The organism is Mycobacterium kansasii ATCC 12478, assembly GCF_000157895.3.
Lineage (GTDB): Bacteria > Actinomycetota > Actinomycetes > Mycobacteriales > Mycobacteriaceae > Mycobacterium > Mycobacterium kansasii.
Window position 1 is genome coordinate 4,223,806 of record NC_022663.1, and the last position, 16,445, is coordinate 4,240,250.

10 protein-coding genes and 2 pseudogenes are annotated in these 16,445 nt (G+C 68.0%); 4 read left to right on the forward strand and 8 right to left on the reverse strand.

Going from position 1 to position 16,445, the window contains the following annotated elements:
• Positions 1-128: 128 nt before the first annotated feature.
• Positions 129-1,676 carry an HNH endonuclease signature motif containing protein gene (locus MKAN_RS18390; protein WP_023370780.1) on the forward strand — a complete coding sequence of 516 codons (1,548 nt, stop codon included), beginning with the start codon at positions 129-131 and terminating at the stop codon, positions 1,674-1,676.
• A gap of 78 nt (positions 1,677-1,754) precedes the next feature.
• Here the strand turns inward: MKAN_RS18390 and recD are convergent, their stop codons facing one another.
• Genes recD through recC form a run of 3 tightly spaced genes read right to left on the reverse strand, consistent with a single transcriptional unit; the run spans position 1,755 to position 10,032 of the window.
• Positions 1,755-3,482: an exodeoxyribonuclease V subunit alpha gene (gene recD / locus MKAN_RS18395; protein ID WP_023370782.1), complete on the reverse strand. Its 1,728-nt coding sequence runs from the start codon at positions 3,480-3,482 to the stop codon at positions 1,755-1,757.
• Positions 3,479-6,748, reverse strand: a complete 3,270-nt coding sequence (gene recB / locus MKAN_RS18400) for an exodeoxyribonuclease V subunit beta (RefSeq protein ID WP_023370784.1) — start codon at positions 6,746-6,748, stop codon at positions 3,479-3,481. Before recB ends, recD begins: the two co-directional genes overlap by 4 nt.
• On the reverse strand, positions 6,748-10,032 hold the full coding sequence (gene recC / locus MKAN_RS18405) for an exodeoxyribonuclease V subunit gamma (protein WP_023370786.1): 3,285 nt from the start codon (positions 10,030-10,032) through the stop codon (positions 6,748-6,750). The genes recB and recC overlap by 1 nt, the downstream gene beginning before the upstream one ends.
• A 100-nt stretch (positions 10,033-10,132) precedes the next feature.
• Between recC and MKAN_RS32785 the strand changes: the two are divergent.
• The 3 genes and pseudogenes from MKAN_RS32785 to cynS form a co-directional block, all read left to right on the forward strand.
• Positions 10,133-10,247, forward strand: a pseudogene (locus tag MKAN_RS32785) (nitroreductase family protein); the annotation flags it as partial.
• A gap of 134 nt (positions 10,248-10,381) precedes the next feature.
• A pseudogene (locus MKAN_RS32790) lies at positions 10,382-10,462 on the forward strand (SAM-dependent methyltransferase); the annotation flags it as partial.
• Between the two features lie 53 nt (positions 10,463-10,515).
• Positions 10,516-10,974 (forward strand): cyanase, encoded by a 459-nt coding sequence (gene cynS / locus MKAN_RS18410; protein WP_023370788.1) that lies wholly within the window; start codon positions 10,516-10,518, stop codon positions 10,972-10,974.
• A gap of 8 nt (positions 10,975-10,982) precedes the next feature.
• Here the strand turns inward: cynS and MKAN_RS18415 are convergent, their stop codons facing one another.
• The 5 genes from MKAN_RS18415 to MKAN_RS18435 all read right to left on the reverse strand — a co-directional run bounded on the left by MKAN_RS18415 (position 10,983) and on the right by MKAN_RS18435 (position 16,444).
• Complete coding sequence (locus MKAN_RS18415; RefSeq protein ID WP_023370790.1) at positions 10,983-11,462, reverse strand: hypothetical protein; 480 nt, start codon at positions 11,460-11,462, stop codon at positions 10,983-10,985.
• Complete coding sequence (locus MKAN_RS18420; RefSeq protein ID WP_023370792.1) at positions 11,459-13,909, reverse strand: molybdopterin oxidoreductase family protein; 2,451 nt, start codon at positions 13,907-13,909, stop codon at positions 11,459-11,461. The genes MKAN_RS18415 and MKAN_RS18420 overlap by 4 nt, the downstream gene beginning before the upstream one ends.
• 83 nt (positions 13,910-13,992) lie before the next feature.
• Positions 13,993-14,688 carry a crotonase/enoyl-CoA hydratase family protein gene (locus MKAN_RS18425; RefSeq protein ID WP_023370794.1) on the reverse strand — a complete coding sequence of 232 codons (696 nt, stop codon included), beginning with the start codon at positions 14,686-14,688 and terminating at the stop codon, positions 13,993-13,995.
• A 79-nt stretch (positions 14,689-14,767) separates the two neighbouring features.
• Positions 14,768-15,601: a hypothetical protein gene (locus tag MKAN_RS18430; RefSeq protein ID WP_023370796.1), complete on the reverse strand. Its 834-nt coding sequence runs from the start codon at positions 15,599-15,601 to the stop codon at positions 14,768-14,770.
• A gap of 126 nt (positions 15,602-15,727) precedes the next feature.
• Positions 15,728-16,444, reverse strand: coding sequence for an MBL fold metallo-hydrolase (locus MKAN_RS18435; protein WP_023370798.1), 717 nt, complete (start codon positions 16,442-16,444; stop codon positions 15,728-15,730).
• Between the last annotated feature and the right edge of the window lies 1 nt (position 16,445).

The following is a 16,445-nucleotide window of genomic DNA, read 5'->3' on the forward strand; positions in this document are numbered from 1 at the left end:
AACTCGCCGCGCTGCCCGATGGTCGCCTTCTTGCGAGCACCGCGGTTACCGCACCGGCTTCACGCGTCGTTGTCGGCGGGTGGTCAGTTCAGATCGTGTTGTCGGCGCCGTCGTCTAGTATCGCTCATATGTTCGAAGTGTCGTTGCCCGATCCGGCTGAGCTGCGCCGATGCGACGACGCTGCGCTGGTGGCAGCGATCGAGGACTGTGCTCGCGCGGAGGCGGCCGCGAGTGCTCGGCGGTTGTCGGCGATCGCGGCCCTGACCTGTCGGCGCACGGCCAGTGACCAGCGCGCAGACTGGGCTTGCGACGAATGGGACAGCGCTGCTGCCGAGGTGGCTGCCGCGCTGGGTCTGAGTCAGGGCAGGGCGTCTGGGCAGATGCATCTGAGCCTGGCGTTGAATCGGCTGCCCAAGGTGGCGGCGCTGTTTTTGGCCGGAGGGATTAGTGCGCGGTTGATGTCGGTCATCGCGTGGCGGACCTATCTGGTCCGCGACCCCGAGGCGCAGCGACTCGTCGATGCCGCGGTGGCCGAACACGCCGGCGCGTGGGGGCCGTTGTCGGCGTCCAAATTGGAGCAGGCCATCGACGGGTGGGTTGATCGCTACGACCCCGGTGCGTTGCGGCGCACCCGTGCGGCGGCCCGCAGCCGCGACGTGTGCTTCGGCGACCCCGATGACGACGTGGGCACCGCCGCGTTGTGGGGCCGGCTCTATGCCACCGACGCCGCGATGCTGGATCGGCGGTTGACACAGATGGCCCGCGGGGTGTGCGACGACGACCCGCGCACGCTAGCTCAGCGTCGCGCCGATGCGCTGGGCGCGTTGGCCGCGGGCGCCGAACGGCTGGCGTGCGGGTGCGGTAACGCCGACTGCCCCTGCGGTGCCGGCGACACTAACGAGCGGGCCAGCGGTGTGGTCATCCACGTCCTCGCCGAGTCCTGCGCGCTGGATGCTGCAGCTGACCCGCACATTTCGGGTGAGGCGCCGCCATCGCGGCCAATCACTTCGGAGATGACGCTGGCCGAGGCGTTGGCGCCGGACCCCGAACCCGATCAGCCCACCGCGTCATCGGTCAAGCCGCCGGCCGCGTTGATTACCAGCGGGGGTGTGGTGCCTGCGCCGCTGCTGGCCGAGTTGATCCGCGGCGGGGCCACCATCAGCCCCGTGCGCCAACCCGGCGGCCGTGGGTTAGAGCCGCACTACCGGCCGTCGGCCAAGCTGGCGGAGTTCATCCGAATCCGCGATTTGACGTGCCGGTTCCCCGGATGTGACGTGCCCGCCGAATTTTGTGACATCGACCATACGGTGTCCTGGCCGTTGGGGCCCACACATCCGTCAAACCTTAAGTGTGCGTGTAGAAAACACCACCTGTTGAAAACGTTCTGGACGGCCTGGAAGGATGTGCAGCTGCCCGACGGCACGGTGATCTGGACCGCGCCCAACGGAGGGACCTACACCACCCGCCCCGGCAGCTGGATCTTCTTTCCCGCCTGGAACACCACCACCGGCGACTTGCCTCCAACACCAACCCCCGCAACTACGGTCGGTGACCGCGGCGTGATGATGCCCCACCGGCAACGCACCCGAGCCGCCGAGGGCGCCCGCCGCATCAAATGCGAACGGGCCCGCAACGATGCCCACGTTGCCGAACGCAACAAGCCACCACCATTTTGACCAGTCAAACGAAGACAGCGGATCACGGCGTCATGACAGCGCGGGCGGGATGGTGTGCACAGCCATCCACCGCAGAAATCACCTACGTTGCAACCGCATTCGCAATCCGGATGCCCGCACCGCGCGACGCTCGACCGCGGCCCGCACCGACGCCTCGGAACCGACCACCCGCACCTTCGCCTTGGCCCGGGTGACCGCGGTGTAGAAGAGTTCACGCGTCAGCAATCGCGAATCCTGTTCCGGCAGCAGAACTGTCACCACGTCGGCCTGGCTGCCCTGGCTCTTGTGGATGGTCATGGCGTGCATGGTTTCGACGTCGGACAACCGGCCCGTGGCGAAGGCGAGCGGCCCGGCCGCACCGGCCAGGACAGCGCGCAGACCGTCCGGGCCGACCATGGCCACACCGGTGTCGCCGTTGTACACCCGTAACCCGTAGTCGTTCGCGGTCACCAGCAGCGGACGCCCGGCATACCACTGCAACCAGGGCGGCTGGCCCGTTTCTTCGCCCAGCCAGGCCTCCACCTGTCGGTTCCAGTGCCCGACACCGAAAGGCCCGCGCCGGTGCGCGCACAGCATCCGGTGCTCGTCGAGGGTGCCCAACGCGGCGTCCACGGCTCCCAGCAGCGCCGCCTCGCGCAGCCGCAACGCGTGCGGCACCAACACCGCGCGCAACCGTTGCGTCGGGTCCTCGTCGTCGATGAACTCGATGTGCTCGTCACCCGATCGCAGCAGCGCCAGCACCCGGTCCGCGTCGCCGCCGCGAATCGCGTCAGCCAGGGTCCCAATCGATTTGCCGAACCTATGTGAGGTGCGCAGCGCGGCCACCCGCACGTCGTCTCGCGCCGCGAGCCCGTCCACCAGATCCGCCAGCACCGCACCGGCTTCCACCGACGCCAGCTGATCGGCATCACCCACCAGAATCAGCCGTGCGCCCGGACGAACCGCTTCCAGCAGCCGCGCCATCAGCGTCAGCGACACCATCGACGTCTCGTCCACCACGATCACATCGTGCGGCAACCGATTGCCGCGATCGTGCCGAAACCGCGACGACGTGTCGGGCCTGCTACCGAGCAGACGATGCAGCGTAACCGCCTGCAAGTGGCCGAGTCTCATGCGATCGGCCGCATCGAGGCGGGTCACCTCGTGTCGCACCGCCTCGGCCAGCCGCGCCGCCGCCTTGCCGGTCGGCGCTGCCAGCGCGATGCGGGGCCGCGACCGGCCGGCCAGTTCGGCCTGTTCGGCCAGCGCCGCCAGCAGGCGCGCGACCGTGGTGGTCTTGCCGGTCCCCGGCCCGCCGGTGAGTACCGTCACGCCCTGCGACACCGCGATTTCCGCCGCGCCGCGCTGCTCTTCGAAGCCGGGCGGGAAGAGCCGCTCGAAGGCGGGCACTTCGGCGGTAGGCCCGGACGGTCTGGGAACCAGCATGGCCACCAAGTCGTCACACACCTGCTGTTCCTCGCGCCGGTACCGGTCGAGGTAGAGCAGCCGATCGTCATAGAGATGCAGCACCGGCGGATCCGCGAGCAGCGTGCTGGCCCGCACCGCGGTCAGCCACTGCTCGGCGTCCGGCCACGGTAGGCCGTCAGCGGCCTCCGCGATCGTCGACATGTCCACGCACACCGATCCACCGCGCAGCGCCCGCACCGCCAGCGCCGCGGCCAGCGCCACCCGGTCATCTGTCTCCCTGCCCAGAGCGCAAAGACGCTGTGCCACGTGGACGTCCGCGAGATCGAGCACCCCGGCCTCGTTGAAGCTGCGCAGCAGGCCCGCCGCGGTAACGGCGGTCTCGACGTCGACAAGGCTCACGCGGCACGTCTCCCGTCATCCAGCAGATCCGACAGCGCGACCACCAAGTCGGCCGGCGCGCGCCAGCCGAACACACCGGCCGGATGCCCGTCCCGGATCGGCGTTCCGGCACCACACATTCCCCGCACGAACAGATACAGCACCCCGCCCAGATGCCGTCGCGGATCATATCCGGGCTGCCGCCACCGCAGAAACCTGTGCAGCACAACCACATACAACAGCGCCTGCAACGGGTAGTCGGAATGCAACATGGCCTCGGTCAAGCGGTCGACGCTGTAGTCGGCGGCGGTGGCGCCCAAGTGGTTGGTCTTGTAGTCCACCACCAGGTAACGCTGCTGCGGCAACCGCAACACCACATCTATCGACCCGGACAGATACCCCCGCAGCGACTGACCGCCCAAACCGGGCGACGTCAACCGATCGGCGTAGGACCAGAACGGGTCACTGCGCGGCAGGTGCACCCGCAACAGCTCACCCACATCCGATAACGACACCCGCGGCGCGCGGGCCCGCAGATCACCGCCCGCCAGCGGTATCTCGAAGTCCAGCTCCCGCAGCCGATCCCGCACCCCGATCTGGCGCAATGTCAAGTCGCCGGCCAGCAGGCCCAGTGGCGAGTCGTGCATCGGCACCAGCGCCGTCGCCAGCTCGGCGGCGTCGGTGTCGACCGGCCACCACGGCGCGTGCCGTCGCACCTGCTCCTCGAGCTCGCCAGCCAAGTCGGCGGCCTGCGGGTCGGCCGTTTCCAGCACCGCATGCACCAGCGACCCGAACGCCGCACCGGACGGCATGGCGGCCAGCGGCGAGTCGAGGTCGGCACCTGAACCCGGTTCGCTGACGACCACCGCATCCACCTCGTCATCGCGCACGTCGACCTCGGGTTCGCTGGTCACTCCGGACGTCACAATCGCATCTGCGGCGCGCACCAGCGCCGAATACGACGTGCGCCGCCACGTGGTGTCGATCTGGCGATGAAAGTGCCGGACCGCGAAACCGTCAGCCGAAGAAGCTGTTTCGATGGCGGCGGGGGAGACGATCGTCGATTCCTCGACCGACGGTCCGCCGGCTTCCTGCCAGCGCGTGAACACCGCCCATGCGTCGTCGTCGCGGATCCGCGGTGCGCACTTGTCCGGCACCAGCGGGTCACCGCTGCCACGACCGCGCAGTAAACGCGACAGCCCGCCGTTGACTTCGTCGATGGTCGGCGCCCACCAGGCCACCACCTGGGACTGGGCCCGGGTGAGCGCGACATAGGTGAGCCGGATGTTGTCGCGGGCCGCCTCGGCGCGGTTCAACTCCTCAACCGATCGGCTGTTGTCGCCGCCGAGATAGAGGCATCGGGTATCGGTGTCGTCGTGATACAACATGATGTCTTCGCGCCGGACATTCCTGTTGAACAGGAACGGCACGTACACGATCGGAAACTGCAGACCCTTGGCCACGAACACCGTCATGATCTGCACCGCTGCGGCGTCGCTGTCCAATCGCCGGTTCTGCTCGGCGGCGCGGGTGGTGTCGTCGCACTGCCGGCGCAGCCAATCACGAAGGGCCGGAAGGCCATAGCGCTGCCGATGCGCCGTCTCGTGCAACAGCTGAGCGAGATGCGCCAGGTCGGTCATGTGTCGCTCGCCGCCACGCTGGCCCAACACCCGGCGGCCCATGCCGGCCAGCTGCGCGGCCTCGAACACCGCCGCCACACCCCGCAGCCGGGCCTGGTCCGTCCACTCACGCAGCGTCGCGGCCACCCGGTCGGTCAGCGCATCCCCTTCGGCGGCAAGCGTTTCCACGGTCTCGCCGAAAAACATGGTGCAGGCGGCGGCGCGGACCAGCCCGCTGCGTTGCGGTGCGTCGAAGGCCTCCAGCAGGCACAGCCAGTCTTTGGCCGCCCGCGACGCGAACACATCGGTGTCGCCGGTGTAGACCGCCGGGATACCCGCCCTGGCCAAGGCGTCCCGACAGGCCCGGGCGTCTCGGTGATGTTCGACGATCACCGCGATGTCCCCGGCCGCCACCGGTCGTTCGGCGAACCGGGCGCCGCTGGACAGCAGGGACGCGATGTCCCCGGCCAGGTCGGCGGGAATATGCTCGCGCAACACGCCGATTGGCACATTGGCGGTACCGTCGTAGCCGACGGTCGGCCGCCTGACGACCCGCAGCCGAAACGGCGCGCCGCGCGGCGCCCCCTGCAGCCGATGCCCGCCGTGGTGCGCCTCGATGTCGTGCACCACGATCTCCGGATGACCCAGCGCGGCACCCCGCAGCACCGTCTGCAGGCTCTCGACGAGCACCCTGTCACTGCGCCAGTTGACTCCGAACGTGTAGCGGGCGTCGGCGGTGCGGGCCGCCTTGAGGTAGGTGTAGATGTCGCCGCCGCGAAAGCCGTAAATAGCCTGCTTCGGGTCGCCGATCATTATCAGCGTCGACACGCCCCGGAAAGCACGTTCCAGCACCTGCCACTGGATCGGATCGGTGTCCTGGAATTCGTCCACCAACACGATTCGCCACCGGCGCCGCATCCGGTCACGAGCCGGCGAGTCCGCTGCCGCAAGGGCTTTCGACAACCGCAGCAGCAGGTCGTCGTAGCCGAGAATCCGTAGCCGGCGCTTACGCCGTTCGAGCTCGTCGAGCACCTGCTCGGCGAAGTCCAACCGGACACCGGCCGCGCTGTCCGGGTCGGGATCCAGCGGGCGCCGCTGCGCGTACGGATCGCCGACGACGTTGCGGGCCAGGTCGAGCGCCTGCGCGTATGTCAGCGCCGGATCGGTGTCGGTGTTGGCGAAGCGCGCGAGGTAGCGGTCGTCGACGATCTCGGCCACCAGATCGTCGAGGCTCTCCCGCAAGGTGAAGCCGGAATCGCTGTCACCCGCCACACCAAGGGATCTCAGCACCGAGCCGCAGAACTCGTGCGTGGTGGCGATGGTGGCGGCATCGAAGTTGGCCAGCGCGTCACGCAGCCGAGCCAGCCGTACGGCCCGCTCGGCCTCGCTACCCAGCAGGTGCCTGACCAGATCAGTGTCGGTTGGCATCCGGCCGTCTAGAGCGGCCACCGCCGCCACGATCTGGTCGCGGACGCGTTCGCGAAGCTCGCGGCTGGCCGCGCGGTTGAACGTGATCAGCAGCATCTCGTCGAGGGTGACGTCGGTCTCGGCGAGGTAGCGGGTCACCAGACCGGCCAGCGCGAACGTCTTGCCGGTGCCCGCGCTGGCCTCCAGCACAATGGTGGCGCCATGGGCGGGCAGCGGCCCCAGCAGGTCGAAGCGTTCCATCAGCCGGTCCTCTCGGCGTTGAGCAGCGGCAGCCACAACCGGGCCGCCAGCGCACCCAGGCGGGTGCCCTCGCCGGCCGTCTCCTCGCCCGGGCGGGGCGAGCCAAGCAGCACACCGAAGGCGGGCTTGTCGCCCCAGACCCGTAGGTGCGCCGGCTCACGATCGTCCCCGTCACGAAACCTGTTGGACTCCCACCTTTCTCGCGCGGCCGCTGCGGGGTCGTCGCCGTCCCGGCGCGCCTGCGCCCACGCGTACGACGTTTTCAATGGCAGCGGCAACGGCTCGCGCCGGCCCGCATCGTAGAGCGAGACCAGATCGCGCAGTACGGCCACCGGGTCCGGAGCCGGTGCGAATTCCCTTCTGGCGGTGCGGTTCCTGCTGGCTCCGCGGCCGATGCACAGCGCCGCCCACTCGCGGCCCGGAAGTTGAGCGGCCAACGCGACCAGCCCGATCCATGACGTCAGCACATGCTTGGGCGCCAGCTTCGAGTACGTCACCGACACCAGATGCTCGCCGTAGACGGGCGTGACGGTCCCGCTGAGCCGGCGGCCGGTACCGAGATCGATGTCAATGTCGTAGGCGTCGCCGTCGGCCGCCATGTGCGGCAGCGCGGCCCGGGCCAGCTGGCAGGCACAGTCGAGGATTTCCTTCGTCTTGCGCACGCCAATGCGCCCGGGCGGCAGGGTTCCGCGGCGCCATTCGGCGTTGGCGGCCGCGTCCGGATGCATGCCGCGCAGGATGTCGTGCAGTATCCGGTCGCCGACCGTCCACGCCTGCAGGGCGTCGATCTCGACGGGCATTTCGTCCTCGACGGTGTCGACGTCCCAGGGCAGGGTGACGTCGAGTGCCCGGAAGAATCCTTTGACGGGGTTCTTGAAGAAGTCCAGCAGATCGGCCAGCGTCACGTCGCCGGTGGGCGGCTCAGGCAGCCGGTCGCCAATGAAAGGCGCAGGCGCACAGCGCGTTCCGGTGGCCGCTTCGGCGGCCGCGAGCGCAGCAGGGTCAAAGGTGAACGGTGTGGCGGGCACCAGTGCCCCGGGTGTGACGTTCTTGCGGTCGAAGGGCTGCAGCGGATGTCTGGTGAGGATCTGCCGCCGCACCGGCGCTACGGTCGTGCGATCCAGCGCGTCGAGCAGCTCGGCGAGCGGCACGGCCGGCGGACGCGGCTGGCCGGTGTGTTCGTCGGCGCCGGTGTAGGTGATCACCAATGTCTCGGTGGCCGAGCCGATTGCGTCAAGCAGCAACTGGCGATCCTCGGAGCGGACGTCACGCTCACCGGTCATCGGCGCCCGCGCCAGCAGGTCGTCGCCGTCGGGCGCGCTGTGCCGCGGGAAGATTCCGTCGTCGAGGCCGAGCAGGCACACGACCCGATGCGGCACAGATCGCATCGGCACCATGGTGCACACGGTCAGGGTGCCGGTGCGAAAGTTGGCCCGGGTGGGACGTCCGGCCAGTGATGCGTCCAGTAACGCCGACACATCTGGCAGCCGCAGCAGGGTGGCTGCGCGGTCGCCGGCTTGCGCGCGGACATCGGCGAATTCCCGCTGTAGCTGCGCCTGCTGCCAATCCTCATCGCAGCGCGTGATCAGACCGACCCCGTCCGTCAACGCATCCAGCCAGTCGGTCAACGGCATTGCGCCACTGAGTCGTTCGACCACGTGATGTAACCTCGCGACGTACTCGGCCAGGCGTCCCGCCAGGTCCACCCGGTTGCTGCCGACGTCGTCGAGGGGCAACGCGGTGTCCAGCCACGCTCGCGAGTCGTCCGACATGGCCACGCCGGTGAGGATGCGGTCGATGCCGAACCGCCAGGTGTTGTGCAGGAAACGCTCCAGGCCGTACGGCCGGCGATGGCGCCGGTCGAAGCCCCACCGGATGTTGGACTGGCGCACCCAGTCGGTGATCACGTCGAGATCGTCGTCGCTGAAACCGAAGCGGGCGCGCACCGGGATGGCCTGCGCGAGGTTGAGCACCTGGCTGGCGGTGGCCCGACCGCCGGCAATGACGAGCAGTTCGGCGGCGACGCCGAGCAGCGGATTGGTCTGGGTGAGCGCGCGGTCGGCGAGCCTGACCCGAAGCCGGTGCCCGGGATGCCCGAGGCCGGCGACCTCACCCAGGCCGAAGCCGGCCACGATCAGCGGCGCGTAGGTCTCAATATCAGGACACATCACCACGATGTCGCGCGGTTGCAGGGTCGGGTCGTCCTCCAGTAGACCGAGCAGCACCTCGCGCAGCACGTCGACCTGCCGGGCGGGCCCGTGGCAGGCGTGGACCTGCACCGAGCGGTCGCCGGCGGCCAGCCGCCGTCCGTCTGGGCGCGCCTCGTTGGCGGCGATGTCGGCTTGCAGCCAGCCCAGCAACGTGTCGGGTTTGGTTGTCCCGCCGAGGAATTCGTCGGTCGCCGGAGCGGCCGGCAGCGCCCGTTGCAGCTCCCGCAGGTCGCGCCCGAGGGTGTGCAGCAGCGGATGCCGGGCAGCGTGCCCGCTGGTGTCCTGGCGTCGTTGCACCGCGCCGTGGACACCGGCGAGCGCTTGCCACAGATCGTCACTGGGGTGGGGCAGCCACAGGTGCAGATCGTGATGAGTGGCCAGCGCGCCGAGCAGTTGCACGTCGGTGCACGCCAGCCGGGTGTGCCCGAACAGCGAAAGCCGCGCCGGCAAGTCGGCCGGGCCCGCGGTCAGCCGGGCCACGGTCCGTTCGTGCCGGAGGTGCGGCGGCTCGGCCGCGACCGCGGCGACCAATGCCCGCCACAATTCGGGTTGCCACGCCAGGTCGGCGTCCACGCCGTCGAGGTGCCCGTCCAGCCAGCCGGCCAGCAACGCAGGACGCTGCCGCGCGTAAGAGGCGAACAGCCCGGCCAGGCGGCGCGCCACCGAATAGCGGCGACCGCGGCGCAACTCGGCCTCGACGGCGTCGGTGTCGAAGTGGCCCAAATGTGTTGCCAGTGAGCGGCACCACGGTTCGTCGAGGACGGTGTCGATCACCTCCAGCAGCGGCCACGTCATGGCCTCCGGCGACCACGGGTCGGTGTCGGCGGTCCCGGTGATCTCGGCGATCAACGACTGCGGGCTGCGGAATGTAACGGCGGCGCACACTCCGTCGCCGTGGGCGCCGCGGCTGCCCAACACCTGGGACAGGTGTTGGCTCAACCAGCGTTCCATGCCGCGGGCGGCGACCAGCACCAGCTCCGATGCGAACGGGTCGGGCAGCGGGTCGGCCAGCAGGGCGCCGAGTCCGTCGGCAAGCAGGTCGGTGCGCTCGGCACGGTGGAGATGAAGCGCCATCGCCGGCCACGATAGCCCGCCGGACCGACACTGATGGCGAAGAACCGCCAGCCGTGGGGACTTCGTCGTCATGACTGATCGCCGTGCGGTGCCGGAACCCACTGTGGGTGACCAGGACAAGGCCCGGCGCGTTTTTGGCGTCCCCGACTACCGTCCCGATCCGCAAACCTAACCGGCGGCCTTTCGGCGGGGCCGTCCACTACGGGCGCTGGTGATGCTCCTTCGGCACCTTTTCGGCGACAACGCAGTTGGCAGGTGTCGGTGTTCAGTTCGCTGTGTTCGCTGCGGCGGCGGGCCTCAGCCTTGCCCGGGGTAACCGCGTGGCGGCAGCGCTGGCGGCGATGCGGGTGCTGCTTGGCTGCGTGACCAGGGCTGGCGAATTGTCGAGCGCCGCAACCTCGGCTGGCTTATGTGGTACGGGGGGCCGTAGTTTTCCACGCGCCTGGTCGCCGCCACGAAACCTCGGTGACGCATGCTAGTTGGATGAACAGATCCCGCATTACCGAACAGATCGTCTTGGCCCGCCTGTCCAAAGGGCTCACCTGGCAGGAACTGGCCGACGCCATCGGTAGACCGGTGGTATGGACGACGTCGGCGCTGCTTGGACAGCACCCTATACCCGCCGAACTCGGTACGGTCCTGGTCGAGATGCTGGGTCTTGACGCATCGGCGGTGCCCGTGCTGGCCGCTCCGCCGATGCGCGGCGGTCTGCCCACCGCGGTGCCCACCGACCCCACGATCTACCGCTTCTACGAAGCGCTGCAGGTCTACGGGGAAGCCATCAAGGAATTGATCCACGAGAAGTTCGGCGACGGCATCATGAGCGCGATCAACTTCAGCGTCGACGTGCACAAGAAGACGCATTCCTCGGGCGACCGCGTGGTGGTGACATTCGACGGGAAATTCCTTCCCTATCAGTGGGTTGCGGCCGACGAGCAGTGACAGAGCGTTCAGGAGGTGAGCACCTGTGGTGAAAGCTCCTTGAGCATCGCGTTGGCCCAGCGCATCTGGCGCAGGGTCTCCGGATGGCAGCGTGCCGTCAGCTCGAGTAGCTCCAGATCCTTGGCCGCCTGCGCGGCCTGGCCCAACAGCTCCCAGTCCAGCGATGCCCCGGCGGCGATCCGGTGTATTCGCCGTAGGTCGGCGAGCAGCAACAGGGCCGGTTGCGGGCGGTGTCGCAGCATGCCGCTCATCCGAGTCTGCGCAAAGCCGGTCAACGCGCGGGTATGCGGATCGGCGGACAGCCGCAGCCCGTAGTGGCGGCCGTGGCGGGCCAGCTCTTCGAGGTGATGCTGCGACCAGCCGGCCTGGTCGTGCGCCAGGTGATAGATGTCCTGGTCGCTGCGGTGGCGGGCGGCCATCACGTTGAGTCGGTGGGCGAGTTGGCGCTCGGAGCGATGCAATTCGCGAATGGCGAGCTTGAGCTTCACGACGCACCCCCACTGACCAGGGCTTCGGCAGCGCGGGCCGCCGCTCCGCCCGCCGTATCGTGGACCGTGTCGTCGACCGGTGCCGAGGCTGCGGTGGTCGGCGCGGATGAGGCACCACCGGTTCCGGCGCGCAGCCGCCGCAGCCGCGCGGCCGCCGTCTTGTAGATCGGTTGTTTGGACACCGGATCCCAATCGGTCAGCGTGAGCTCATTGGCAGCCCGATGATGGCCACGGTCGCCCCCGGCGTCCCAATAGCCGTAATGGAACGGCACGAACAACACGCCGTCGCGGATGCCGCTGATCCGGGCGGCGCAGCGGACCCTGCCGCGCGGGGTGCTCACCTCGACGGTATCGCCCTCCGCGATACCGAGACGGCCCGCGTCGCGCCGCGAGACTTCCACCCACATCTCGGGTGCGGCGCCTTGAAGTTGCGGTGCCCGAGCCGTTTTGGTGCGGGTGTGGAAATGGTAAAGGGTGCGGCCGGTGATCAACGCGAACGGGAAATCGGCGGTGGTCGGCTCGTGCGGCCGAATATATTCGGCCGCTTTGATAATGGCCCTACCGTAGGCGTTCATCGCACGGTATTCGGTGGGCTCCAGCGGAGCGCCGGTGATCAGATCCTTGCCGTAAGCCTCGCAGTAGTCGGGATGCGCCCAAAATCCGGCGTCAGTGTATAACCGTTCGGTACCGTCGGGATAGTCTGCGTTACAAGGCCATTGGATGCCGCTGCCGCCGCGTAGCTTGTCGTAGCTCAGACCGGTGTAGTCGCAGGGCCGCCCGGCGCTGCATTTCTTCCACGCCTCGAACGCCGACTCGGGATCGGTCCACCACATCAGCGGCCGGCCGTCCTTGTCGCGAAAGTCCATGCGCCGCGCATAGTCGAGAAAAATGTCCAGGTCGCTACGCGCGAACCCTGGTGGCTCGATGGCCTTTTCGGAGAGGTGCACGGTGCGGTCGGCATTGGTGAACGTTCCTGTTTTCTCGCCCCACGCGGCGGCCGGCAATACCACGTCGGCCAGCTCGGCCGTCTCCGTCATGAAGATGTCCTCGACGACGAGGAACAGTCGCGTCTGGGCCAAGATGTCGCGGATCCGCGAGAGCTCCGGCAGCGACACCGCCGGATTGGTGGCGGTAACCCACAGCATCCGAAGCGTGCCCTCTTCGGCATAGCGGAACATCTGCATCGCGTGCGTGGGCGGCGCATAGTGCGGGATCTGTTGTGGCTCAATGTTCCACACGCGGGCCAAGTCGGCAACGTGTTCGTCGTTGGACCAGTTGCGGAAGCCGGGCAGATCCCCGTCGGCGCCGCACTCACGAGTGTTCTCTGCCGTCGGTTGCCCGTTCATCTGCAAGATGCCGCAACCCGGCTTGCCCAGCATGCCGCGCACCAGGTGGATGTTGTTGACCTGCACCGCTGCCGCGGTGGCTTGATGGGACTGGTAGAAGCCCTGCAGCACGGTGGACAGCAGCCGCTCGGCAGTGCCGAGAAGCCTTGCCGCGCAGCGGATGTCGTCGGCGTCGACGCCGCAGATCTCGGCGGCGCGCTGTGGGGGGAACTCCGCAACCCGGTTGCGGAGCTCGTCGAAGCCGACGGTGTGCGCGTCGATGTACTCGCGGTCGACCCATCCGTGCTCGATGATCTCGTGCAGCAACCCGTTCATCAGCGCCACATTCGTGCCCGGCAGCGGCGCCAGGTGAACCGTGGCCTGCCGGGCCACGGGGGTGAGCCGGGGGTCGACGCACACGATGGCGGGCGGCGTGTCGCCGGCCAACCGGTCGAGCATCCGCGCCCACAGCACGGTCTGCGTCTCGGCCACGTTGTGCCCGAACAGCGCAATGACATCCGCGTGGTCGACATCGGTGTAGGAACCGGGCTGGCCGTCGCAGCCGAACGACTCCTTCAGCGCCTCGGCGGCCGTCGCCGTGCAGAGCCGGGTATTGCCGTCGACGTGGTTGGTGCCGATCGCGCCGTGCGCGATGACGGCCTGGGTGTAGTACTCCTCGAGGAACAGCTGCCCGGAGGTATAAAACCCGATTGCGCTGGGGCCGTGGCTGTCCAGCAGCTCCCGGCTGCGCTGCACGATCGCGTTCATGGCGGTGTCCCAGTCGCACGGCCGCAATTGCCCGTCGCGGCGGATCAGCGGTGTGGTGAGACGATCTGGTGATGCGTTGGCCTGCCAGCCGAACAGGTCCTTGGGATCGAGCCGACCGTGGTTCACCCGGTCGACGGCGCGGCCCCGGACCCCGACGATGCGCCCCTGCTTGACGGCGATATCCAGGCCGTCCCCGTTGGAGTGCAACACCGCAGCCGACTGCACCCACTGATCAACCGATTCCGGGTTCAGGCCGTCCGCCAGGTATTGGTCGATGCGCTGCGGCCAGTCCTGGCCTGCTCCGTAGGGCGTCCTGGTTCCCCAGGGCTGGGCGATCCGGTCCGGCGTAACCATGAGCGGATAGTTACCCGGCGCTGAGAATACGAAACGCCGGGCTTTTTCGGCCGTTGACGGCCGTTGACGGCCTTTTACCGCCGTTACACGCCGAATTCGGCTTCTATTCCGTCAATCGCGGCGCGCATGGCTTTCAGGGCGTCGGCACGGGCGCGTAATTTGGTCGCGGCGTGGGCCTGCTGATTGAGACCGGCGAATTCATGCGCGGCTTCCTCGGCGCGGCTGAGCACCACTTCGGGCAACGCGATCTCGTCGATAAAGCCGGCCGCCAGCGCGGTTTCGCCGAAGAATGTCTTGGCCAGCCCGGCGGCTTGCTGGTAGGCCGACGGAGTCAGCCGCAGTTTCATGATTTCCAGGGCGGCGTAGGGAATGGTCATGCCGATCGCGACTTCGTTGGCCTGAATGTTGTAGGCATGCGCGGCCACCCGGTGGTCGCCGGAGGTCAACAGGAACGCGCCCATCGCGATCGCATGACCGGTACAGGCCATCACCACCGGCTTGGGATAGGACAGCAGCCGGTAGGCCAACTCGAACCCGCCGCGCAGCATGTCGATTGCGGGCTGCACTTCGCCGGAGGTCAGGACCTTGAGGTCGAAGCCGCCGCTGAACACCCGGTGATTGCCGGCGATGACCAGTGCCCCGACGTTGTCCCGGTCGGCTTGGTCAATCGCCTCGTTGAGGGCGCGCTGCATGTCCGGGCCGATCACGTTGACCTTGCCGTCGTCCATCCGGATCACCGCGATGGTTTCGTCGTGGGTATAGGTGACCGGGCCGCTCATGGGTTTACTCCTTCGGTAGGGACGTCGATTGAATCAGATCACCATGACCGCGCATCGCTTGCCCGGTCGCAGAACGCCCTCAGACCCGCTGCCCGCGATGCTTGCCCAGCTCGCTTTCCGCGTCACCCCAACGCAGGCTGACGTCGGTGGGTTCGTCGAGTTGGCGGGTTCGCCATCGGTCCTGGGTCTCCTGGACCGCGCGGTTGATCCGGTCGATCTCGCTGCGGAAAACGTCGGGTCGCGTTTCCTTGCTCGCATAGTGAAAATACGTCAGCAGGCTGCGTAACAGCTCCAGCTTCTGCTTTTCCCGTTTCGCCAGGTCGTGGGTCGTCATGAGCTCGATCCGCTGAACCGGCGGTAGGGCATCCCAGTCCAGCACCACTTTTGTCTCCAGTGGACGCCGCCCCCGTCGCCAGAACCGCCAGCCGGGCCGCTGCTCGGGGCGGTCGTAGTAGATCACCGTCCCCTCGAACCGGGATTCGACGCCATGGCCGATCTCGGCGCGGTCCAGCGCCGAATCCCACACCATCCGCCATTCCTGACCGGGCGCCAGCGTCGGCAGTTCGCGGGGCAACTGCAATTCGACGACGTCGGCGTAACCGTCCGAGGCGTTCTCGTATTCGGCCACGGTCGGCGGATTGGGAAACGAGAACCGGATGTCGTAGGCCGCGGTACGACCGAAGTTTCGGACCACCAGTTCGATCACATGCCAGTCCGCTACGTGGGGCTCCATCAGCATCGACACATACGGTCGCGTCTGTTCGAACGTCAGTTCGCGGTTGCGGCGAATCTGATAGTTCATCACGACCAGTGCGATAACGCCGAGCGCCAGCGCCGCCCACGCAGCCACCGCGAACCAGGTGCCGGACTCGACATCGGTGACCCCATGCCAGCTGCTCTGGACCCACCCCATGGAATCCACCCTCCGCTTATACCACCACACCGATCCGCAGGCGAAATTGAGTAACGCACGATCTTGGATGTGACCCCCCATCGCGGCGGCGGGCACGTGGCGGGATCAACCCGGGTCTGCCGCTGCTCAGCCGCCCATCAACATGCGCCACTGACCGAGGTCGGCGGCGCGATAGACGTAGTTCGACCGCTTGACCTCCGAGAGTGGCGCACTACGTTCGGCCGAATACCAGTGCCCCGGAAATATCGTCGGATCGCCGGGTAGCGCGGCCAGCTGTTGCAGGCTGCGGTAGATCTCGTCGGAATCCCCGCCGGGGAAGTCGGTGCGCCCGCAGCCCTCCAGGAACAGCGTGTCACCGGCGACCAGCCGGCCGTCGAGTAGGAAACATTGACTGCCCGGCGTGTGGCCCGGAGTGTGCAGCAACTCGATCTCGATGTCGCCGATGGCGACCTTGTCGCGGTGCTCATGGGTGGTCAGATCACTCATCGGAATCCCGGTTACCCGGGAAACCCACAATGCCTCATGGGTGTTCACGTGCACCGGTACGATGGCCCGCTCCAGCAACTCGGCCAATCCCTTGAGCTCGAAGCCCATCATCGAGCCGCCGACATGGTCCGGGTGATGATGGGTCACCAACACCCCCGACAGGTGCATGTCGTCAGCTTCCAGCCTGTCGACGAGGTCGCCGGCGGCATAGGCGGGGTCGACCACCACGCAGTCGCCGGTCTGCCGGTCGCCGATCAGGTAGGCGAAGTTGCGCATTTGCGCGGCGATCATGTCGCCGACCGCAAAGTCGCGACCGGAGAGCAGTTGCCGGAAATACAGCCGGTCCGAATCTGACACG